13 protein-coding genes are annotated in these 15,086 nt (G+C 58.6%); 3 read left to right on the top strand and 10 right to left on the bottom strand.

Features of this window, described 5'->3' with window-relative positions; all coding sequences use genetic code 11:
• The 5 genes from KFK14_RS10880 to KFK14_RS10860 form a co-directional block, all read right to left on the bottom strand.
• Complete coding sequence (locus KFK14_RS10880; protein WP_070154501.1) at positions 1–453, bottom strand: MaoC family dehydratase; 453 nt, start codon at positions 451–453, stop codon at positions 1–3.
• Complete coding sequence (locus KFK14_RS10875; RefSeq protein ID WP_212610797.1) at positions 453–2,324, bottom strand: acetyl-CoA carboxylase biotin carboxylase subunit; 1,872 nt, start codon at positions 2,322–2,324, stop codon at positions 453–455. Before KFK14_RS10875 ends, KFK14_RS10880 begins: the two co-directional genes overlap by 1 nt.
• Positions 2,325–2,329: 5 nt before the next feature.
• Positions 2,330–3,931: a carboxyl transferase domain-containing protein gene (locus KFK14_RS10870; protein WP_212610796.1), complete on the bottom strand. Its 1,602-nt coding sequence runs from the start codon at positions 3,929–3,931 to the stop codon at positions 2,330–2,332.
• Between the two features lie 107 nt (positions 3,932–4,038).
• On the bottom strand, positions 4,039–5,184 hold the full coding sequence (locus KFK14_RS10865; RefSeq protein WP_070154497.1) for an FAS1-like dehydratase domain-containing protein: 1,146 nt from the start codon (positions 5,182–5,184) through the stop codon (positions 4,039–4,041).
• Positions 5,185–5,204: 20 nt separating this feature from the next.
• On the bottom strand, positions 5,205–6,770 hold the full coding sequence (locus tag KFK14_RS10860) for an acetate--CoA ligase (protein ID WP_212610795.1): 1,566 nt from the start codon (positions 6,768–6,770) through the stop codon (positions 5,205–5,207).
• A 144-nt stretch (positions 6,771–6,914) separates the two neighbouring features.
• Here KFK14_RS10860 and KFK14_RS10855 point away from each other — a divergent pair, with 144 nt between their 5' ends.
• Positions 6,915–7,739, top strand: coding sequence for an IclR family transcriptional regulator (locus KFK14_RS10855; RefSeq protein ID WP_212610794.1), 825 nt, complete (start codon positions 6,915–6,917; stop codon positions 7,737–7,739).
• 102 nt (positions 7,740–7,841) lie between these two features.
• Positions 7,842–8,135 (top strand): putative quinol monooxygenase, encoded by a 294-nt coding sequence (locus KFK14_RS10850; protein ID WP_070154493.1) that lies wholly within the window; start codon positions 7,842–7,844, stop codon positions 8,133–8,135.
• A 114-nt stretch (positions 8,136–8,249) separates the two neighbouring features.
• Here KFK14_RS10850 and KFK14_RS10845 read toward each other — a convergent pair whose 3' ends face one another.
• The 4 genes from KFK14_RS10845 to KFK14_RS10830 form a co-directional block, all read right to left on the bottom strand.
• Positions 8,250–9,017: an SDR family NAD(P)-dependent oxidoreductase gene (locus KFK14_RS10845; RefSeq protein ID WP_070154491.1), complete on the bottom strand. Its 768-nt coding sequence runs from the start codon at positions 9,015–9,017 to the stop codon at positions 8,250–8,252.
• A gap of 87 nt (positions 9,018–9,104) precedes the next feature.
• The gene (locus KFK14_RS10840; RefSeq protein WP_070154489.1) at positions 9,105–10,022 is read right to left on the bottom strand and encodes an SDR family NAD(P)-dependent oxidoreductase; all 918 of its coding nucleotides are present in this window, start codon (positions 10,020–10,022) and stop codon (positions 9,105–9,107) included.
• Positions 10,023–10,068: 46 nt separating this feature from the next.
• A complete protein-coding gene (locus tag KFK14_RS10835) occupies positions 10,069–10,869 on the bottom strand; it encodes an enoyl-CoA hydratase-related protein (RefSeq protein WP_212610793.1) in 801 nt (266 codons plus the stop codon).
• Between the two features lie 99 nt (positions 10,870–10,968).
• Positions 10,969–12,489: an aldehyde dehydrogenase family protein gene (locus tag KFK14_RS10830; protein ID WP_212610792.1), complete on the bottom strand. Its 1,521-nt coding sequence runs from the start codon at positions 12,487–12,489 to the stop codon at positions 10,969–10,971.
• Between the two features lie 583 nt (positions 12,490–13,072).
• Between KFK14_RS10830 and KFK14_RS10825 the strand changes: the two genes are divergently transcribed.
• Complete coding sequence (locus tag KFK14_RS10825; RefSeq protein ID WP_070154485.1) at positions 13,073–14,056, top strand: Ldh family oxidoreductase; 984 nt, start codon at positions 13,073–13,075, stop codon at positions 14,054–14,056.
• A gap of 137 nt (positions 14,057–14,193) precedes the next feature.
• Here the strand turns inward: KFK14_RS10825 and KFK14_RS10820 are convergent, their stop codons facing one another.
• Positions 14,194–15,045 carry a MaoC/PaaZ C-terminal domain-containing protein gene (locus KFK14_RS10820; RefSeq protein ID WP_246524991.1) on the bottom strand — a complete coding sequence of 284 codons (852 nt, stop codon included), beginning with the start codon at positions 15,043–15,045 and terminating at the stop codon, positions 14,194–14,196.
• Positions 15,046–15,086 lie beyond the last annotated feature (41 nt).

The raw sequence follows: 15,086 nt of genomic DNA, 5'->3' as shown, positions 1-15,086 counted from the left end.
TTAAGAGGGCTTTTTCCGCAGGAGGGCGGACCGCAGACACTGACAGACGATCTCATCACGCTGATTGAGCAAAACATGGCGGAAGGTCACGATGCCGGTTTCCGGACGGGATTTGGATTCCCGGATTTCTGCGACTTCCGTTTCTGCACGCATGGTGTCGCCGATAAAAACCGGCTTGGGCATCACCAGCTTGTCATACCCCAGATTGGCCAGGAGCGTGCCAAGAGTAGTGTCACCCACGGAAAGGCCGATCATCAGGGCGAAGGTGAAAGTGCCGTTGACCAGAATCTGGCCAAACTCACTGGCCTTTGCCGCCTCTACATCGATGTGCAATGGCTGTGGATTGTGCGTCATCGTCGAAAACAGCAGATTGTCCGTTTCGGTGACGGTGCGGCGTATCTCGTGGACGATCCTGTCGCCTACCTGCCATTCGTCAAACCAGCGCCCAGCCATCAGCCTTCTTCCTTCTCGATGCGCGCCAGCACAGTGCCTTCCGACACTTGTCCTCCAGCCCAGACCTGCAATTCGGCAACGACGCCATCAAACGGCGCAAGCATTGCCTGCTCCATTTTCATGGCCTCAAGCACCAAAAGTTTCTGCCCCTTGGTAACCTTGTCGCCCTGGGTCACCTCAACAGCGATCACCCTGCCGGGCATAGGCGCAAGTAGCGCACCGTCCGAAACGGCTCCGCCGCCTCCGGCATGATCAGCCTGTGGCGCGTTGATGGGCCATGCCTCACCGTCAATGAACAGCAGGGTTTCGTCCCGAATGTCGCAAATCGCACCGGAAGGTTCCGCACCATCCAGCTCAACCACATGCCCATGTCCGGCGATCTCCACCGCGACCCGGTTTTCCGGCGCGGCATTTGCGCGAAAACCGGCGATCGCTTTCCAGGGATCAAGTGGTTCCGCAGGAAGAAGCGCTTTGGCTGCCGCCTGTTGAACTTTCGCCGAAGGATCGGTCGCGGGGACCAGGCGATCAGCATGCCGCTCAATAAATCCGGTATCGATATGACCCGCGACAAAATCGGGATCGGCCGCCGCCCGCGCCAAAAAGGCCGCATTGGTGCGCACAGGCCATACCTCGACAGTCCCTGCCGCCTCGGTGAGCTTGGCGGCCGCCGTAGCACGGTTCGGCGCGGCAACGATCAGCTTGGCGATCATCGGATCATAATAAGGCGACACTTCACCGCCTTCTTCGACACCGCTGTCGACCCGGATATTTTCCGGAAGGCGCAGCCGGGTCAAAGGCCCGGTCGATGGGAGAAAGCCCGTCGAAGGGTTTTCTGCATAGAGGCGAGCTTCCATCGCCCAGCCATTGATCGAAAGCTGGTCCTGGCGCAGCGGCAACGGTTCGCCCGACGCGACCCGCAACTGCCATTCCACCAGATCCTGCCCGGTGATCGCCTCTGTGACCGGATGCTCAACCTGCAGACGGGTGTTCATCTCCATGAACCATATGCGGTCAGCGCGAAGCCCTTCCGATGCGTCGGCGATAAATTCGATGGTGCCAGCGCCAACATAATCGACCGCTTTCGCTGCCTTGATCGCGGCTTCACAAATGGCGGTACGTGTTGCCGCATCCATGCCCGGAGCCGGGGCTTCCTCGATCACCTTCTGGTGACGGCGCTGGAGCGAACAATCCCGTTCGAACAGGTGGACGACATTGCCAAGGCGATCGCCAAAGACCTGCACTTCGATATGCCGCGGACCGAGGATATATTTTTCGATCAATACGCGGTCGTCGCCGAAGGACGCGGAAGCCTCGCGCTGACAGGATAGCAGGGCGTCCGCGAACTGGTCGCTATCATCGACCTTGCGCATGCCTTTGCCGCCGCCGCCCGCGACCGCCTTGATCAGAACGGGATATCCGATCCGATCCGCTTCGGCCTTCAGATGGGCAGGGTCCTGGTTTTCGCCCATATAGCCGGGCGTGACCGGCACACCGGCCTCCACCATAAGCTTCTTCGCAGCATCCTTCAGACCCATTGCACGGATCGAATGAGCAGGCGCGCCAACCCAGATAATTCCGGCAGCCTCGACCGCTTCGGCGAACTCCGCATTTTCGGACAGGAAGCCATAACCAGGATGAATAGCCTCTGCCCCGGTTGCTTTCGCGGCGTCGAGTATCTTCGCCTGCACAAGATAGGATTCCCGCGCCAGTGCGGGGCCAATGCAAACCGCATCGTCCGCTTCGCGCACGAAGGGCATGTCAGCATCGACATCCGAATGCACTGCAATGGTCCGGATGCCCATATCTCGCGCGGTGCGGATGATACGGCGGGCGATCTCGCCACGATTGGCGATGAGGAGCGATTTGATCATGACCATTACATCCTGAACAGGCCGAACTGCGGCCGTTCGGGGATTGGGGCATTCAAAGAGGCGGCAAAAGCCAGCCCCAACACATCGCGCGTCTGGGCGGGATCGATAATACCATCATCCCACAACCGCGCAGTGGCGTAGTAGGGATTGCCTTCATCTTCATATTTCTGGCGGATCGGAGCTTTGAAAGCTTCCGTTTCGTCAGCACTCCATTTGTCGGCGTCGCGATGAACGGTGGCAAGGACGCTCGCCGCCTGCTCACCGCCCATCACGCTGATCCGCGCATTGGGCCAGGTGAACAGGAAGCGGGGCTGATAGGCGCGGCCGCACATGCCGTAATTGCCCGCGCCGAAGCTGCCGCCGATCAGTACGGTGATCTTAGGCACGCTGGCGGTGGCGACGGCGGTGACGAGCTTCGCGCCGTTCTTGGCGATGCCTTCCGCCTCATATTTGCCGCCGACCATGAAGCCGGAGATATTCTGCAGGAACAGCAGCGGAATACGGCGCTGACAGGCGAGTTCAATGAAGTGCGCGCCCTTGAGAGCGGACTCGCTGAACAGCACGCCATTATTCGCCAGGATCGCCACCGGCATGCCCCAGATATGCGCGAAGCCGCAAACAAGGGTCGTGCCGTACAGCGCCTTGAACTCATGAAATTCGCTGCCATCGACGATGCGCGAAATGACCTCATGGACATCATAAGGCGCACGGACGTCGGACGGCACAATGCCGTATAGCTCAGCCGGATCATATTTCGGCGCGCGCGGCTTGGCGGTGTTCACCGAGGCAGGAGACAGCGGTTGCAAGGTCGCCACGATGTCACGAACGATCAGCAGAGCATGCTCGTCATTTTCCGCGACATGATCGACGACGCCGGACCTGCGGCCATGCGTTTCCGCACCGCCCAATTCCTCGGCCGAGATCACCTCCCCGGTCGCCGCCTTCACCAGAGGTGGACCGGCCAGGAAAATCGTGCCCTGATTGCGGACGATCACCGTCTCATCCGACATGGCGGGAACATAGGCGCCACCAGCCGTACAGCTTCCCATCACGCAGGCGATCTGCGGAATGCCCTCAGCCGACATCTGCGCCTGATTGTAGAAGATGCGGCCAAAATGTTCGCGATCAGGAAACACCTCGGCCTGGTGCGGCAGGTTCGCGCCGCCACTGTCGACCAGGTAAATGCAGGGCAGCTTGTTTTCGCGCGCAATTTCCTGCGCACGAAGATGCTTCTTCACCGTCATCGGGAAATAGGCGCCACCCTTCACCGTCGGGTCGTTGGCCAGGATCATGCAATGACGGTCGCGTACCATGCCGATGCCAGCTATCACGCCAGCGCCTGGAGGACCGCCCTCCTCATCATACATGCCATTGGCGGCAAGCTGACCAATCTCCAGAAACGGAGAACCGGGATCAAGCAGGCGATGAATTCTGTCCCGCGGCAACAGCTTGCCACGTGCGACATGCCGGGCGCGATGCGCTTCCGACCCGCCTAGCGCCGCTGTCGCAACACGAGCCTGCAACTCATCGGCGAGCGCTCGATTGTGCGCAGCACGCGCCGCGCTCTCGTCTGAAGCCCCGTCAAAGAGGCTCTGCAAAACTGTCATCGCAAAAGAGGCCGTTCTTATTCTTATGGCACTGGAAGCCGCGTATCAGGCACCGCAGCATTGGCTGAGCGCCGCGCGGCCAAAGATTGGCCGCGCGGCTATCTCATTTAGCTGCGCGAGGGCAGCTCGACGATTGCAGAACCAATCGCGGATGTTTCGCCGCGATGGGTCGTCGCCAACTGGCTGAGTTCAACCAGGTTGCGTCCGTCCTGCTGGAACTTGCGGGTCACGGAGCCGTCGATAAACACCGCATCGCCGTCCGGATTGTGGCGCCGGATCTGGCACTTGCTCTGGCGCAGGAAGCCCTTGTCGCCAATCCAGTTGGTGAGGTGATGCGTCAGCCAGGAGCAACGCTCAGGGCCGTAATCGTACGCGCCGGGCGCGCCCACTTCGAGAGCGAACGGCTCATCCCAGTGCACGCGCTCAGGGCAATCGGGAACATTGAAACGGTTCCTGATGCCCAGGCCCGGATGCTTGGCGAACATCTTGTACGCGATCTTGTTGGTGCGGATGTAAAGGCCGCCCCAACCCTGCGCATAACCGATGAAGCCGGTGACCGTCATCGGCCCCTTCATCATGCGGGGCAGTGCCTCGCCTTCCTTGACGTCTTCCCAATAGCGCGGGGTAGAGCCGCGGATTTCTTCAGCTTCATACAGCTTATAGAATTCCTGGAGCTGCTCCTCAGTGAACGGCTCAACACGGCCGCGCGCCTCGGTATATTTGGTGCCGCGTTCGCGCGCTTCGTCACGATCGGTGCGGAACACCCAGCTATCGCACTCCGCAACCTTGTCGCCATGCTGGTTGAAGAAGTCGGTGTGATAGATCTGCTGGAAAGACCGTCCCGCGAAACGGGTCTGATGCTCGATTAGATCTTTCAGATACGCCTGAGTCGAGATGGTGTCGCCACGCAGAACCGGCTTATGCCAGGTCCAGTCAGCGCCCGCCCACATGGCGTGCACGCCAGCAAGGCCGCCGCAATATCCGGACACGATACGGCTGGTCGAGAACAGGAAGCTCGGCAGAGCAACGATTTCGCCATAAGGCGATTTCGCCGCATAGGCCGGGTCGCACCACAGGGGGTTATCATCGCCAATGCCGTGCGCATAATGGCGGATACCATCGCGGGTCGCTTCGTAGTTCCAGGGCTCGACCGTATCCGTGATCGCAATACCGATGCGCTTACGGAGATCGTCCAAGCCCGCCTCGGTGATCTTTGGAAACTTATTCGTGGATTCAGCAGCTATCGTTGCCATGTCGGCACTCCTTTTCGTTTTTAGTTTGCAGCAGCGGCCAGCTTTTCCTGTTCCTGGTCGCGAAGGATTTTGCGATTGACCTTGCCAGCCGGCGTCTTGGGCAGTTCTTCGACAATTTCCACATGACGCGGAAATTCGTGCTGGCTCAGCCTTTCGCGGGTAAAGACTTGCAGTTCCTTGACATATTCGTCGTCGCCCGGACGCGGCGTGACGATGAAGGCTTTGACCACCTGACCGCGCGTCGCGTCTGGCACGCCAATGACGGCCGCTTCCTTGACGTCGGGATGCTTGAGCAGCGTATTTTCGATTTCGACGGCGCTCATCGTCCAGCCCGCCGAGATGATCACGTCATCCGCGCGGCCCGCATGATAGAAATAGCCCTCGTCGTCGATCTTCGCCAAATCCTTGGTGGTTTCCCAACCCTCACGGCGCCAAAGCATCAGCTCGCCGATAACATCCGGGTCGGAAGGCGTACCGTCCGGCTTTTGCACTTCCAGCTTTTGGCCGGGAATGGGCTTCCCCAGTGAACCCGGCTTGACCTGAAAGTCAGGAGCGCCCGGATAGTTGACCAGCACCACGCCGATTTCCGTGGTGCCATACATGCTGCACGCCGGAACGTGGAATGTGGCATCGATGAAGTCGAGCGTCGCGGAATCGATCGGTTCGCCGGTATAAGACAGCTTCTTTATGGCGAATGTGAACTGGTCTGCCGTCCCCGCATTGCGCATCATGCGATAATGGGTCGATGCCGCGGACATGTTGGTGATGCCATAATCCTGCATGGCCTTCATCAGCCGGGTTGCGTCGAAACGTCCGGCAAATGTTCCCGTGGTCACGCCCAGCCCCAGCGGCGCAAGGGTGCCATGCCAGAGACCATGGCCCCAGGCCGGCGAGGACGGACAGAAGAACTGGTCTTCCGGCCGAATGCCCGTGCCATAGAGCGCGGCGAACATCAGCACGACAAGCGCACGGTGCGTGTGCTTGACGGCGGCCGGCAACAGGCGCGTCGTTCCCGAAGTATATTGGAAGATAGCAAGGTCATTGGCCTTGCTGGTCACTTCATAGGAATCGGGATACTGGGTCAGTTCGGCCAGCAGCGCGTCATCCGCAACGATGACCCGCACGCCCTCGACCTGCGAAGCCATCTCAAACTTTTCCGCATTGGTGATCAAGAGCTTCGGCTTGCAGTCGTCAACGCGAAGACGAAGCCCGTCGAGGCCGAACAGCGTGAACAGAGGAACGCTGATTGCGCCACGCTTGATCGCGCCGAACAGGCACAGATAGAATGGCAGCGACGGCTCCAGCATGAAGGCGACGCGCTCACCCGGCTCGATGCCGTTTTCCTGCAGCCAGTGCGCGAAACGCGAGGAACCACTCGATATCTGATCGAAGCTCAACGCTTCATCGCGGCCGTCGGAGTGGGCAATGCGCACGGCGATCCGGCCACTGCCATCCGCATGACGATCGATGCATTCATGGGCGATGTTCAGGCGGTCGAGATTTCCGTCGAACAGGTCCCAAAGCGCCGTTGATGAGGCGTACTGCTGCGCATCGGCATAACTCGTGTAGTCAGTCAGCTTGGCCATGTATGCGATCCATTTGTCCAGCGCCCGCGAGGGCATTGCGCATCGCCCCGCATGGGCGATCGCTCTCGGCTCGGAGCTATACCCGTACGAATGTTGTTGTAAATATAGAATGTTGTTGTATATATTGAACGATAGGATTTGCCCATGAAGACAAACACGCCATCCAACCCACCCCCGCCGCGGATAGATCGCGAACTCGCGCGCGCGGTTGAAAACAGTAAAGCTCCGGCAATTTCACGGGCTGCGGCGGTTTTGCGCCTGCTTGGCAAACATGATGCGCCGATTGGCGTTCATGCGATCGCCCGCGAACTTGGACTGGTGCCGAGCACCTGCCTGCACGTACTCAGGGCTCTGGTTGCAGAGGAGCTTGTCGCATTCGACGACAATACGAAACGCTATTCCCTTGATGCCGGCGTGCTGACCCTTGCCCGTCAGTGGTTGCGGCAGAATCATTTCACGGAAATGGCGCAGCCCCATCTCGACAGGATCGCCAACAACTTTGGCGTAACCCTGCTGGGTGTCAGAATTGTCGGGACCGAGCATATCATTGCAGTGGCGCTTTCACGATCCAGCTCCAATTTCCAGATCAGCACGCAGATCGGCAGCCGTTTCCCCGCTCTGGTTAGTGCCACAGGCCGATGCATTGCGGCCTTTGGCGGTCACGCACGCGAAGACCTGGAGGCAGGCTTCCGTTCTTTGCGCTGGGACGACGCGCCATCACTGGAACAATGGTGGGAGGAAGTCGACCGGACTCGCGAGCTTGGCTTTGCGGTAGATAGCGGAAATTACATGAGCGGCGTTACGGTAATGAGCGCGCCCGTCTGGGGAAATGGACGGCGACTCAACCATGCGCTGGTTGCCATCGGGATCAGCAGCACCATTCGCGACGAAAAGATGGAACGGTTGCAAGACGAAGTGCTTGCATCAGCGCAAGCGCTGTCAAAACAACTGTCTGGCGAAGAAATATGATGAGTGCGCAGGCCCATTTTCCTGAACGCGCAGTTTTGCGCTTCGCAGCCAAATTCCCGCATCAATGAAAACGCATTAAACGATTATAATCAGGAGTAAATTATGGCTATCAAGCGCTATTATATTCTTACGGCTTCCGAAGGGAACGAGGCTGCGCTGCAAACCGCATTGGTTTCCCTGTCCGAAATCGTTCGCCCGTTGAACGGGTGCGAGGGTATTGAATTGTTAAGCGACCTGGGAAACAGCAAGCGCTTCATCTTCATTGAAACATGGTCCAGCGCCGACGCGCAGAAGGAAAGCGGAGCGTCGATTCCCAAGAGCGCTTTCGGGCCAATCATGGCCGCACTCGACGGTCCGCCCGATGCAAGCTTCTTCGAAACGCTGATCGAAAATTGAGGCCGGACAAAATCTGAAAGTTGAACCGAATAAGGCCGCCCAACATGGAAGATCGCGATTGCGATCGCCTACTGGGCAGCCCCTATCCGGATATTCAATCGGCTTGCGCCGCGCTTAAATTGCCAACGCGCCACCATCGACGCAAATTGCCGCGCCGTGAATGTAGGACGCTGCATCGGACAGCAGCCACAATGCGGTTTCGGCAACCTCCTCAGGCTTGCCAAGCCGTCCCATCGGATGGCGGGCGCGATAACTGTCGAAGATTGGCAGAAACGCCGGATCATTCACGAGCCGGCTAACCATCGGCGTTTCAATAATGCCGGGCAGGATCGCATTGACCCGCACGCCCTGCTTTCCATAATCCACCGCTGCGGCGCGCGTGAGACCGATTACGCCATGCTTGGCGGCGACATATTCGGAGGCTTTGGGAATAGCGACTTGCCCCAATCCTGAGGCGGTATTGACGATAGAACCGCCGCCAGCCTTCAGCATGGGCGGAATCTGATATTTCATGCAGATAAATACGCCGGTCAGATCAACCCCGACCACCTTCTGCCATTCTTTCAGGGATATTTCGTGGAGCAGCTTGTCTGCCTGTTCCAATCCAGCGTTGTTGAACGCGCCGTCGATGCGACCGAAATGGCTCAGCGTACGATTGACCAGCGCCTCGACATCTTCCTCAGCCGTGATGTCGGTGCGAACGACGATCACGTTTCCGCCGTCCTTGGTGATCATCTGCGCCGTTTCTTCACTGCCTTCGACCATCAGGTCGGCAATGGCGATTTGCGCACCTGCACGCGCAAAGCGAATGGCCGCTTCCCGGCCAATCCCGCCAGCCGCACCCGTTACGATGATGACCTTATCTGCCAATTCTCCAGACATAGCCGCTTCTCCTTTCTACGATTGTTGCATTACGGATCAGAAGAATGAGGGGATTGCTCCCCGATCATTCTTCTTTGAGGTGACCGGTCAGATCGGATCCCAGGTAAAAACATCGCTGCTCCGGTCGAGCGGAACGGCGCTTCCCATCAACGCCTTGATGCCATGTTCCGCGATGCTTTCGGGAGTCCAGTTTTCGCGATGGACGCTCCGCACCGGCCGCACGCCACTCATCAGGAATATCTCGTTGTTGCGGGTGGCGAAAACCTGGCCCGTTATATCCTTGGCTTGGTCCGAACCGAGATAGGCCACCAGCGGCGCATTTTTCTCCGGTGTCATCTGCTTGAGCACAGCGACCCGCGCCTGCTGGTCGGGCGTCTCATTCGGCACGGCGTTTGTCATCCGGCTCCAGGCAAAGGGTGCAACGCAATTGGAACGTACATTATAGCGCTTCATGTCGAGCGCGATCGATTTGGACAGGGCAACGATACCGAGCTTCGCGGCGGAGTAGTTGGCTTGGCCGAAATTGCCGATCAGCCCGGACGTGCTCGTCATATGGATATATGCGCCGCTTTCCTGCGCCCGGAAATATTCCGCCGCGGCGCGGCTGACGAAGAAGCTGCCATTGAGATGGACATTGATGACGTCCACCCAGTCTTTCGGACTCATCTTGTGAAAGATGGTGTCACGGAGAATGCCTGCATTGTTGACGACAATGTCGATCCGTCCGAAGGTATCGACTGTATTCTTCACCATTTGCTGCGCAGCGTCGGGTTCTGCCACACTATTGGTGTCAATCGCCGCAGCGCCGCCACGCTGCTCAATCAGGCTGCGCGTTTCCTGAGCGGGCGTGTTCGATTGGCCATCACCGGACAGACTGGCGCCGACATCGTTGATCATCACCTTCGCACCAGCGGCAGCCATCGCAATTGCGATCTCGCGGCCGATGCCGCCACCCGCTCCCGTGACCAGCGCAACCTTGCCAGCCAAAATTCCATTCTGATCCATGATCAGTCTCCATTCGCAGTGCCGAACTGAGCCGGCGATTTCTGAATTAGTTTTCTTTTGGACGCCGCTTCTTCGCCTGCAGGGCGGCCAGGGCCGCCTCCACCGCCTGCTTGTGCTCATCGGATGAAGCGGCGATCGCCTGCGCCGTGGCCGTAAAGTTCAGCAGATCCTCAAGGCTCATCGCGCCGCTTTTGTGCAAAAGCTGCTTGGTCATCCTGACCGCAAATCCCGGATTGCTGGCGATCCGAGAAGCCATCGCCATGGCCACGTCCATAAGCTGTTCGTCGGGAACCACCTTTGTCACCAGGCCCCAGGTAAGCGCCTCATCCACATCTATCATGTCGCCGGTCAGGCTCATTTCCAGCGCCTTGGGAAGGCCAACGACCCGCGGAAGCAGCCAGGCGCCGCCGTCGCCGGGGACATATCCAATCTTGACGAAGCTCTCCGCAAATTTGGCGCTTTGCGCGGCTATACGGATGTCGCACATGCAGGCAAGATCAAGCCCCACGCCTACGGCCGGTCCGTTTACCGCTGCTATTACCGGCAATTCCAACCGCGACATGGCAAGCGGAATGCGTTGTATGCCGTTGATATAGTGCGAGCGAGAAACTGGCGGCGATGTCTTTCCAGCCGTTTCGGCAATCTTCTTTATGTCTCCGCCAGCCGAAAAGGCCGCGCCCGCGCCGGTCAGGATAGCAACCTTCACCACATGATCATTTGCCAGCCGCTCGATCGCCCCAAGTAACGCCGCCTGCATCTCATCAGATGACAGGATATTACGCTGCTCAGGGCGATTGAGCGTGATGATCGCTACAGCACCTTCCTGACGATAGAGGACATGGTCCAAATGGCATCTCCGGAATGACTGTTGTTACGGGCGGCGCTCAAGCGATGTGAGGAAAATCGCCGGGATCAGAGGCCTAGGAGGAAGGTATGACGCAGACCGTTAAGACCCGATCTTGATCTGCACACTCTTGGTCTGCTGGAATTCCTCCAGTCCCTTCTGACCCAGTTCGCGCCCGATTCCGCTTTCCTTGTATCCGCCGTGCGGAAGGTCATCCAAACCGGAATTATTGTAGCAGTTCACGAACATCTTGCCCGTGCGAATGGCCTTTGCCACACGAAGCGCCCGCCCAATGGAATTGGTCCAGACACCGCCTGCAAGCCCGTAGCGGCTATCATTGGCAATCCGTATCGCGTCCTCCTCGTCAGAGAACGGTATGACGGAAAGGACCGGCCCGAAAATTTCGTCCTGCGCTATGCGGGCGCTGTTATCGACACCATCAAAAATGGTCGGGGCGATGAAGAAACTATTGTCGAATGCGGCACCTTGCGGTGCGCCACCGCCAGCAACCAGTTTCCCTTCCGACCGGCCAGTGGCGATATGTCCGCTAACACGGCTGAACTGATCCGCGCTCACCAGTGGACCCATCATGGTCGCGCCATCATTGGGATCACCGATCACCTGTTTGCTGGTATTTTTCACCAGCGCTTCCACAAACCGGTCATGAATGCCTTTTTGCACCAGCAGGCGGGTGGCGGCCGAACATTGCTGACCGCTGTTGAAGCAGAACGCGTTGACGGAAACCGCTGCAGCTTCATCGAACGGCGCATCATCAAAAATGATATTTGCGGATTTGCCGCCAAGCTCGAGTGAAACCGGCTTGAAGGTGGATGCCGCCGAACGCATCACGATCCGGCCGGTCATATTCGATCCGGTGAACGCGACCTTGTCGACCATCTCCGATTCAGAGATCAACTGCCCCACGACAGCGCCGCCGCCAAGATCGCTTGTAACGACGTTGATTACACCGTCCGGCAGACCGGCTTCGGTAAGATACTGCGCAAGAAGCAAAGTAGGACCGGCGCACAGATGCGAGGGCTTGATAATGATCGTGCACCCCGCCGCGATCGCCGGCGCGATCTTCACCACGGGATTAAGCAGTGGAAAATTCCACGGAGTGATCAATCCGGCCACGCCGATCGGCTCATGCAGGATCATGCCCATCGCATCAGGGGCGCGATCACTGATCGCCGAACCATGCAGATCCAGCGCAAGGCCAGCATAATATTCGAACGTACGAATGGACGTCGCAAGTTCGCCAAGCGCAACAGACCTGGGCTTACCGGACTCAGCGATCATGCGCTCGACGACTGCCTCGCTGCGCTCACCCAAAATACGGGCCACGCGCGTAAGCACCTCGAAACGCGTCCGCGCCCTGCTGCTCGGCCACAGACCAGAATCGAATGCAGCGCGCGACGCCTTGAGCGCCAGCATGCCATCCTCAAAGTCGCCATTGGCGTAAACGCCCGCTATGGAACCGTCGAACGGATTGCTCCGCTCAAAAGTCGCTCCGGAGAGGGCCGGGAGGCTCTTGCCGTTGATCCATAGGCCGAATGTCGGTGGAGCGGCTGTCTCGGCGATGGTCAATTTTGATGCTACCGCCTGCGTGGACTCGGAACTCACCTATCTCTCCTTCGGCGCTGTCGCCCATGTGATAAACTCACCCGCTTTTTCGAAACGGGTTAGGATACGCCATGCAGCGCGCAGGACCATTTGGGACGATCCGCCGCCTCTCATGAAGCTCATCCACGGGGAAACTTACATCCGATGCGGCATTCCGCCTCGTGCTTTATCCGGAAAGCATCCTTCTCCGATCCGCAACAATCCTTTCAAGCCGTTTAGGCAGAGAAAGGAGGGGAAACGGAGCAAGTCGCGGCGATTATGCATGCCCCCGATGCTCAAACCGTGATCGGCATTTAACGCACATGCTGCAAAGGTCTTTGCCGATATTGCATATTTGGAACAATCATCATCCCCCTATAGTGCAGCGCTGGTGACATCCTGACAGAGGGTGATCGATCCCTTGCGTCGATTTCTTTGTCATGAGGCTGCAAGCCGAAATTGAGGGCGGGCTATGGCGTTATACGTGGCCTCCTCCTTTCAGCAATTGTGGACGCGATAGTCGGAATCTGCCGGACTTTGGAGGACAAATTCCGGCTCCTCCCGCAAATCGCGAATAGAAATGACCGACGTAGAGGATAACTGGATGGAAATCAGCGCAGACGAGATCAAGGAACTCGGCACTCGCGTTCTTACCCGGCATGGAATGAAGCCCGAACATGCGGACATGGTGCTCGATCATTTGATCGATGCCGCCATGAGCGGACACGCATTTGCCGGGCCTCCGCGCATCTTTTCGATCGTTGAAATGCTGCGCAAGGTTGGACCGGGCGAACCCATCAGGACGATCCGCGAGAGCGCGTCCTGCGCAGTCATCGATGGCGGCGGCGTTACTGGATATGTCACGTCTCTGATGGCGATAGACAAGGCGGTTGCCCTGGCGAAGGAAACCGGTGTCGGCATCGTCGGCGTTCATAATAGCTGGTTCAGTGGCCGCCTGTCCTACTATGTCGATCGCGCAGCGCGAGCGGGAATGGTCGCCATTCATACGGCCAGTTCGCGCGCGGTCGTCGCACCACATGGGAGCATCGACAAACTTCTGGGCACCAATCCTGTTTCGCTCAGCTTCCCGGCCGATGGCGACCCCCTGGTCATAGACTTCGGGACCAGCGCAGTCGCTTTGGGTGAGGTCCTGCTGCGGCAGAGATCGGGAAGGGAATTGCCGGAGGACACGGCGGTTGACGAAGAAGGCCTTCCGACCACGGATCCTTCCGGCGCCCTTGCGGGAGCCATGCTGGCCTGGGGCGGTCCTCGCGGTTCCGCTCTGTCCATAGCGGTCCAGATTTTCGGAGCATTGGCGGGCGGCGCTGCCCCCGCTGCGGATTTTCAGGATTCCGGCTTCTTCTTCCTCGTGTTCGACCCGGCCATGCTGATGCCAGCCGACAAGTTTAAAACTCAGGTTTCATCCTTCATCAACGACATCAAGACCTCGCGGCCAGCCCCTGGTCAGCCGCCCGTCCGGATTCCTGGCGAACATGGCCATAAGAACCGGCGTGAAGGCCGGGTCCGGGGTAAGATCGATCTCGATGATAAAGTCTATGCGGGGTTGTTGGCGCTGTTGGACGACTGAACGCCACCACCAACATTTCCCGTTCGATGAGCGACGCGTTCCGGATGCCGCCCTCTCTGCACATCCGGCAGTGATCTTTAGCGTCCGGAAAATGCCGGGACTGATCAGTCGGCCCCGCCTAACCCGTTAAATCCCGTCTAATTAAATACGGAGCGGCCGTTGCTAACTACGATGGCGTCGCGTTCCACAACACGCGCCTGGAATGATCCATCATTCCACATCTCAACGCTGATGGTTTCCCCCGGCAGTACCGGCGCAGAGAAACGCAGCTCCATTTCGCGCAATCTTTCCGGCTGAGAGTTGCCGAGCACCTTCACCAGCGCATGACAAACTATTCCGAACGTACACAGGCCATGCAATATCGGCCTGTCAAAACCAGCGGCAATGGCCGCAGCCGGATCGGAATGGAGAGGATTATAGTCGCCGTTCAACCGGTAAAGAAGCGCCTGCTCCGGCCGGGTCTCCAGCTTTAAATAGGTATCAGGCGCCCTTTCGGGGAGGCGATGCGCCGGCTTGACGGGGCCAGATGGCCCTCCGAAACCGCCGTCGCCACGTAGGAATATTGTGCTGGGTGCAGATGCCAGCAGTTCCCCTGTCGCAAAGTCGCGCAGTTCCTTATCTACGTAGAGCAACGCGCCCCTGCCCTCGCCCTTGTCGACGATCGCGGCCACTCTCGTCCTGCCGACGATCTTGCCCTCAACGGGCAGAGGCTTGTGGATGATTATCCCTTGTTCGCCATGAACTCGTTTCGCAGCATCCACGCCAGTCTCTGGGTCAAGAAGCCAGGCCCCCGGATACCCAAGCACGGTCGCTATGGATGGAAGCGCCTGCAGAGGTCCATGTTCCGTCACGAAACGCAGTTCATCGGCGTCCGTCGGATTCTGGCCAAGACCCACGGAAAGCGCGTACAAAATAGTATCTCGTTGAGTCAGATCCTGTTCGACATCGGGGATCTCAAAATTCATCAACTTGTCATAGTCGATCGCCATCGGAATCCTCGCCTAACTCAATTGCCGCGCCTGTCGCACGG

It is taken from the genome of Sphingobium phenoxybenzoativorans (assembly GCF_018286635.1).
Lineage (GTDB): Bacteria > Pseudomonadota > Alphaproteobacteria > Sphingomonadales > Sphingomonadaceae > Sphingobium > Sphingobium phenoxybenzoativorans.
The sequence above is the reverse complement of the archived record's forward strand: the minus strand, read 5'-3'. Positions and strand labels throughout refer to the sequence as shown.

Excerpts from the sequence above, each read along its gene's own strand:
- KFK14_RS10880 (WP_070154501.1), bottom strand. The coding sequence starts at position 453 with ATGGCTGGGCGCTGGTTTGACGAATGGCAGGTAGGCGACAGGATCGTC.
- KFK14_RS10875 (WP_212610797.1), bottom strand. The coding sequence starts at position 2,324 with ATGATCAAATCGCTCCTCATCGCCAATCGTGGCGAGATCGCCCGCCGT.
- KFK14_RS10870 (WP_212610796.1), bottom strand. The coding sequence starts at position 3,931 with ATGACAGTTTTGCAGAGCCTCTTTGACGGGGCTTCAGACGAGAGCGCG.
- KFK14_RS10865 (WP_070154497.1), bottom strand. The coding sequence starts at position 5,184 with ATGGCAACGATAGCTGCTGAATCCACGAATAAGTTTCCAAAGATCACC.
- KFK14_RS10860 (WP_212610795.1), bottom strand. The coding sequence starts at position 6,770 with ATGGCCAAGCTGACTGACTACACGAGTTATGCCGATGCGCAGCAGTAC.
- KFK14_RS10855 (WP_212610794.1), top strand. The coding sequence starts at position 6,915 with ATGAAGACAAACACGCCATCCAACCCACCCCCGCCGCGGATAGATCGC.
- KFK14_RS10850 (WP_070154493.1), top strand. The coding sequence starts at position 7,842 with ATGGCTATCAAGCGCTATTATATTCTTACGGCTTCCGAAGGGAACGAG.
- KFK14_RS10845 (WP_070154491.1), bottom strand. The coding sequence starts at position 9,017 with ATGTCTGGAGAATTGGCAGATAAGGTCATCATCGTAACGGGTGCGGCT.
- KFK14_RS10840 (WP_070154489.1), bottom strand. The coding sequence starts at position 10,022 with ATGGATCAGAATGGAATTTTGGCTGGCAAGGTTGCGCTGGTCACGGGA.
- KFK14_RS10825 (WP_070154485.1), top strand. The coding sequence starts at position 13,073 with ATGGAAATCAGCGCAGACGAGATCAAGGAACTCGGCACTCGCGTTCTT.
- KFK14_RS10820 (WP_246524991.1), bottom strand. The coding sequence starts at position 15,045 with ATGGCGATCGACTATGACAAGTTGATGAATTTTGAGATCCCCGATGTC.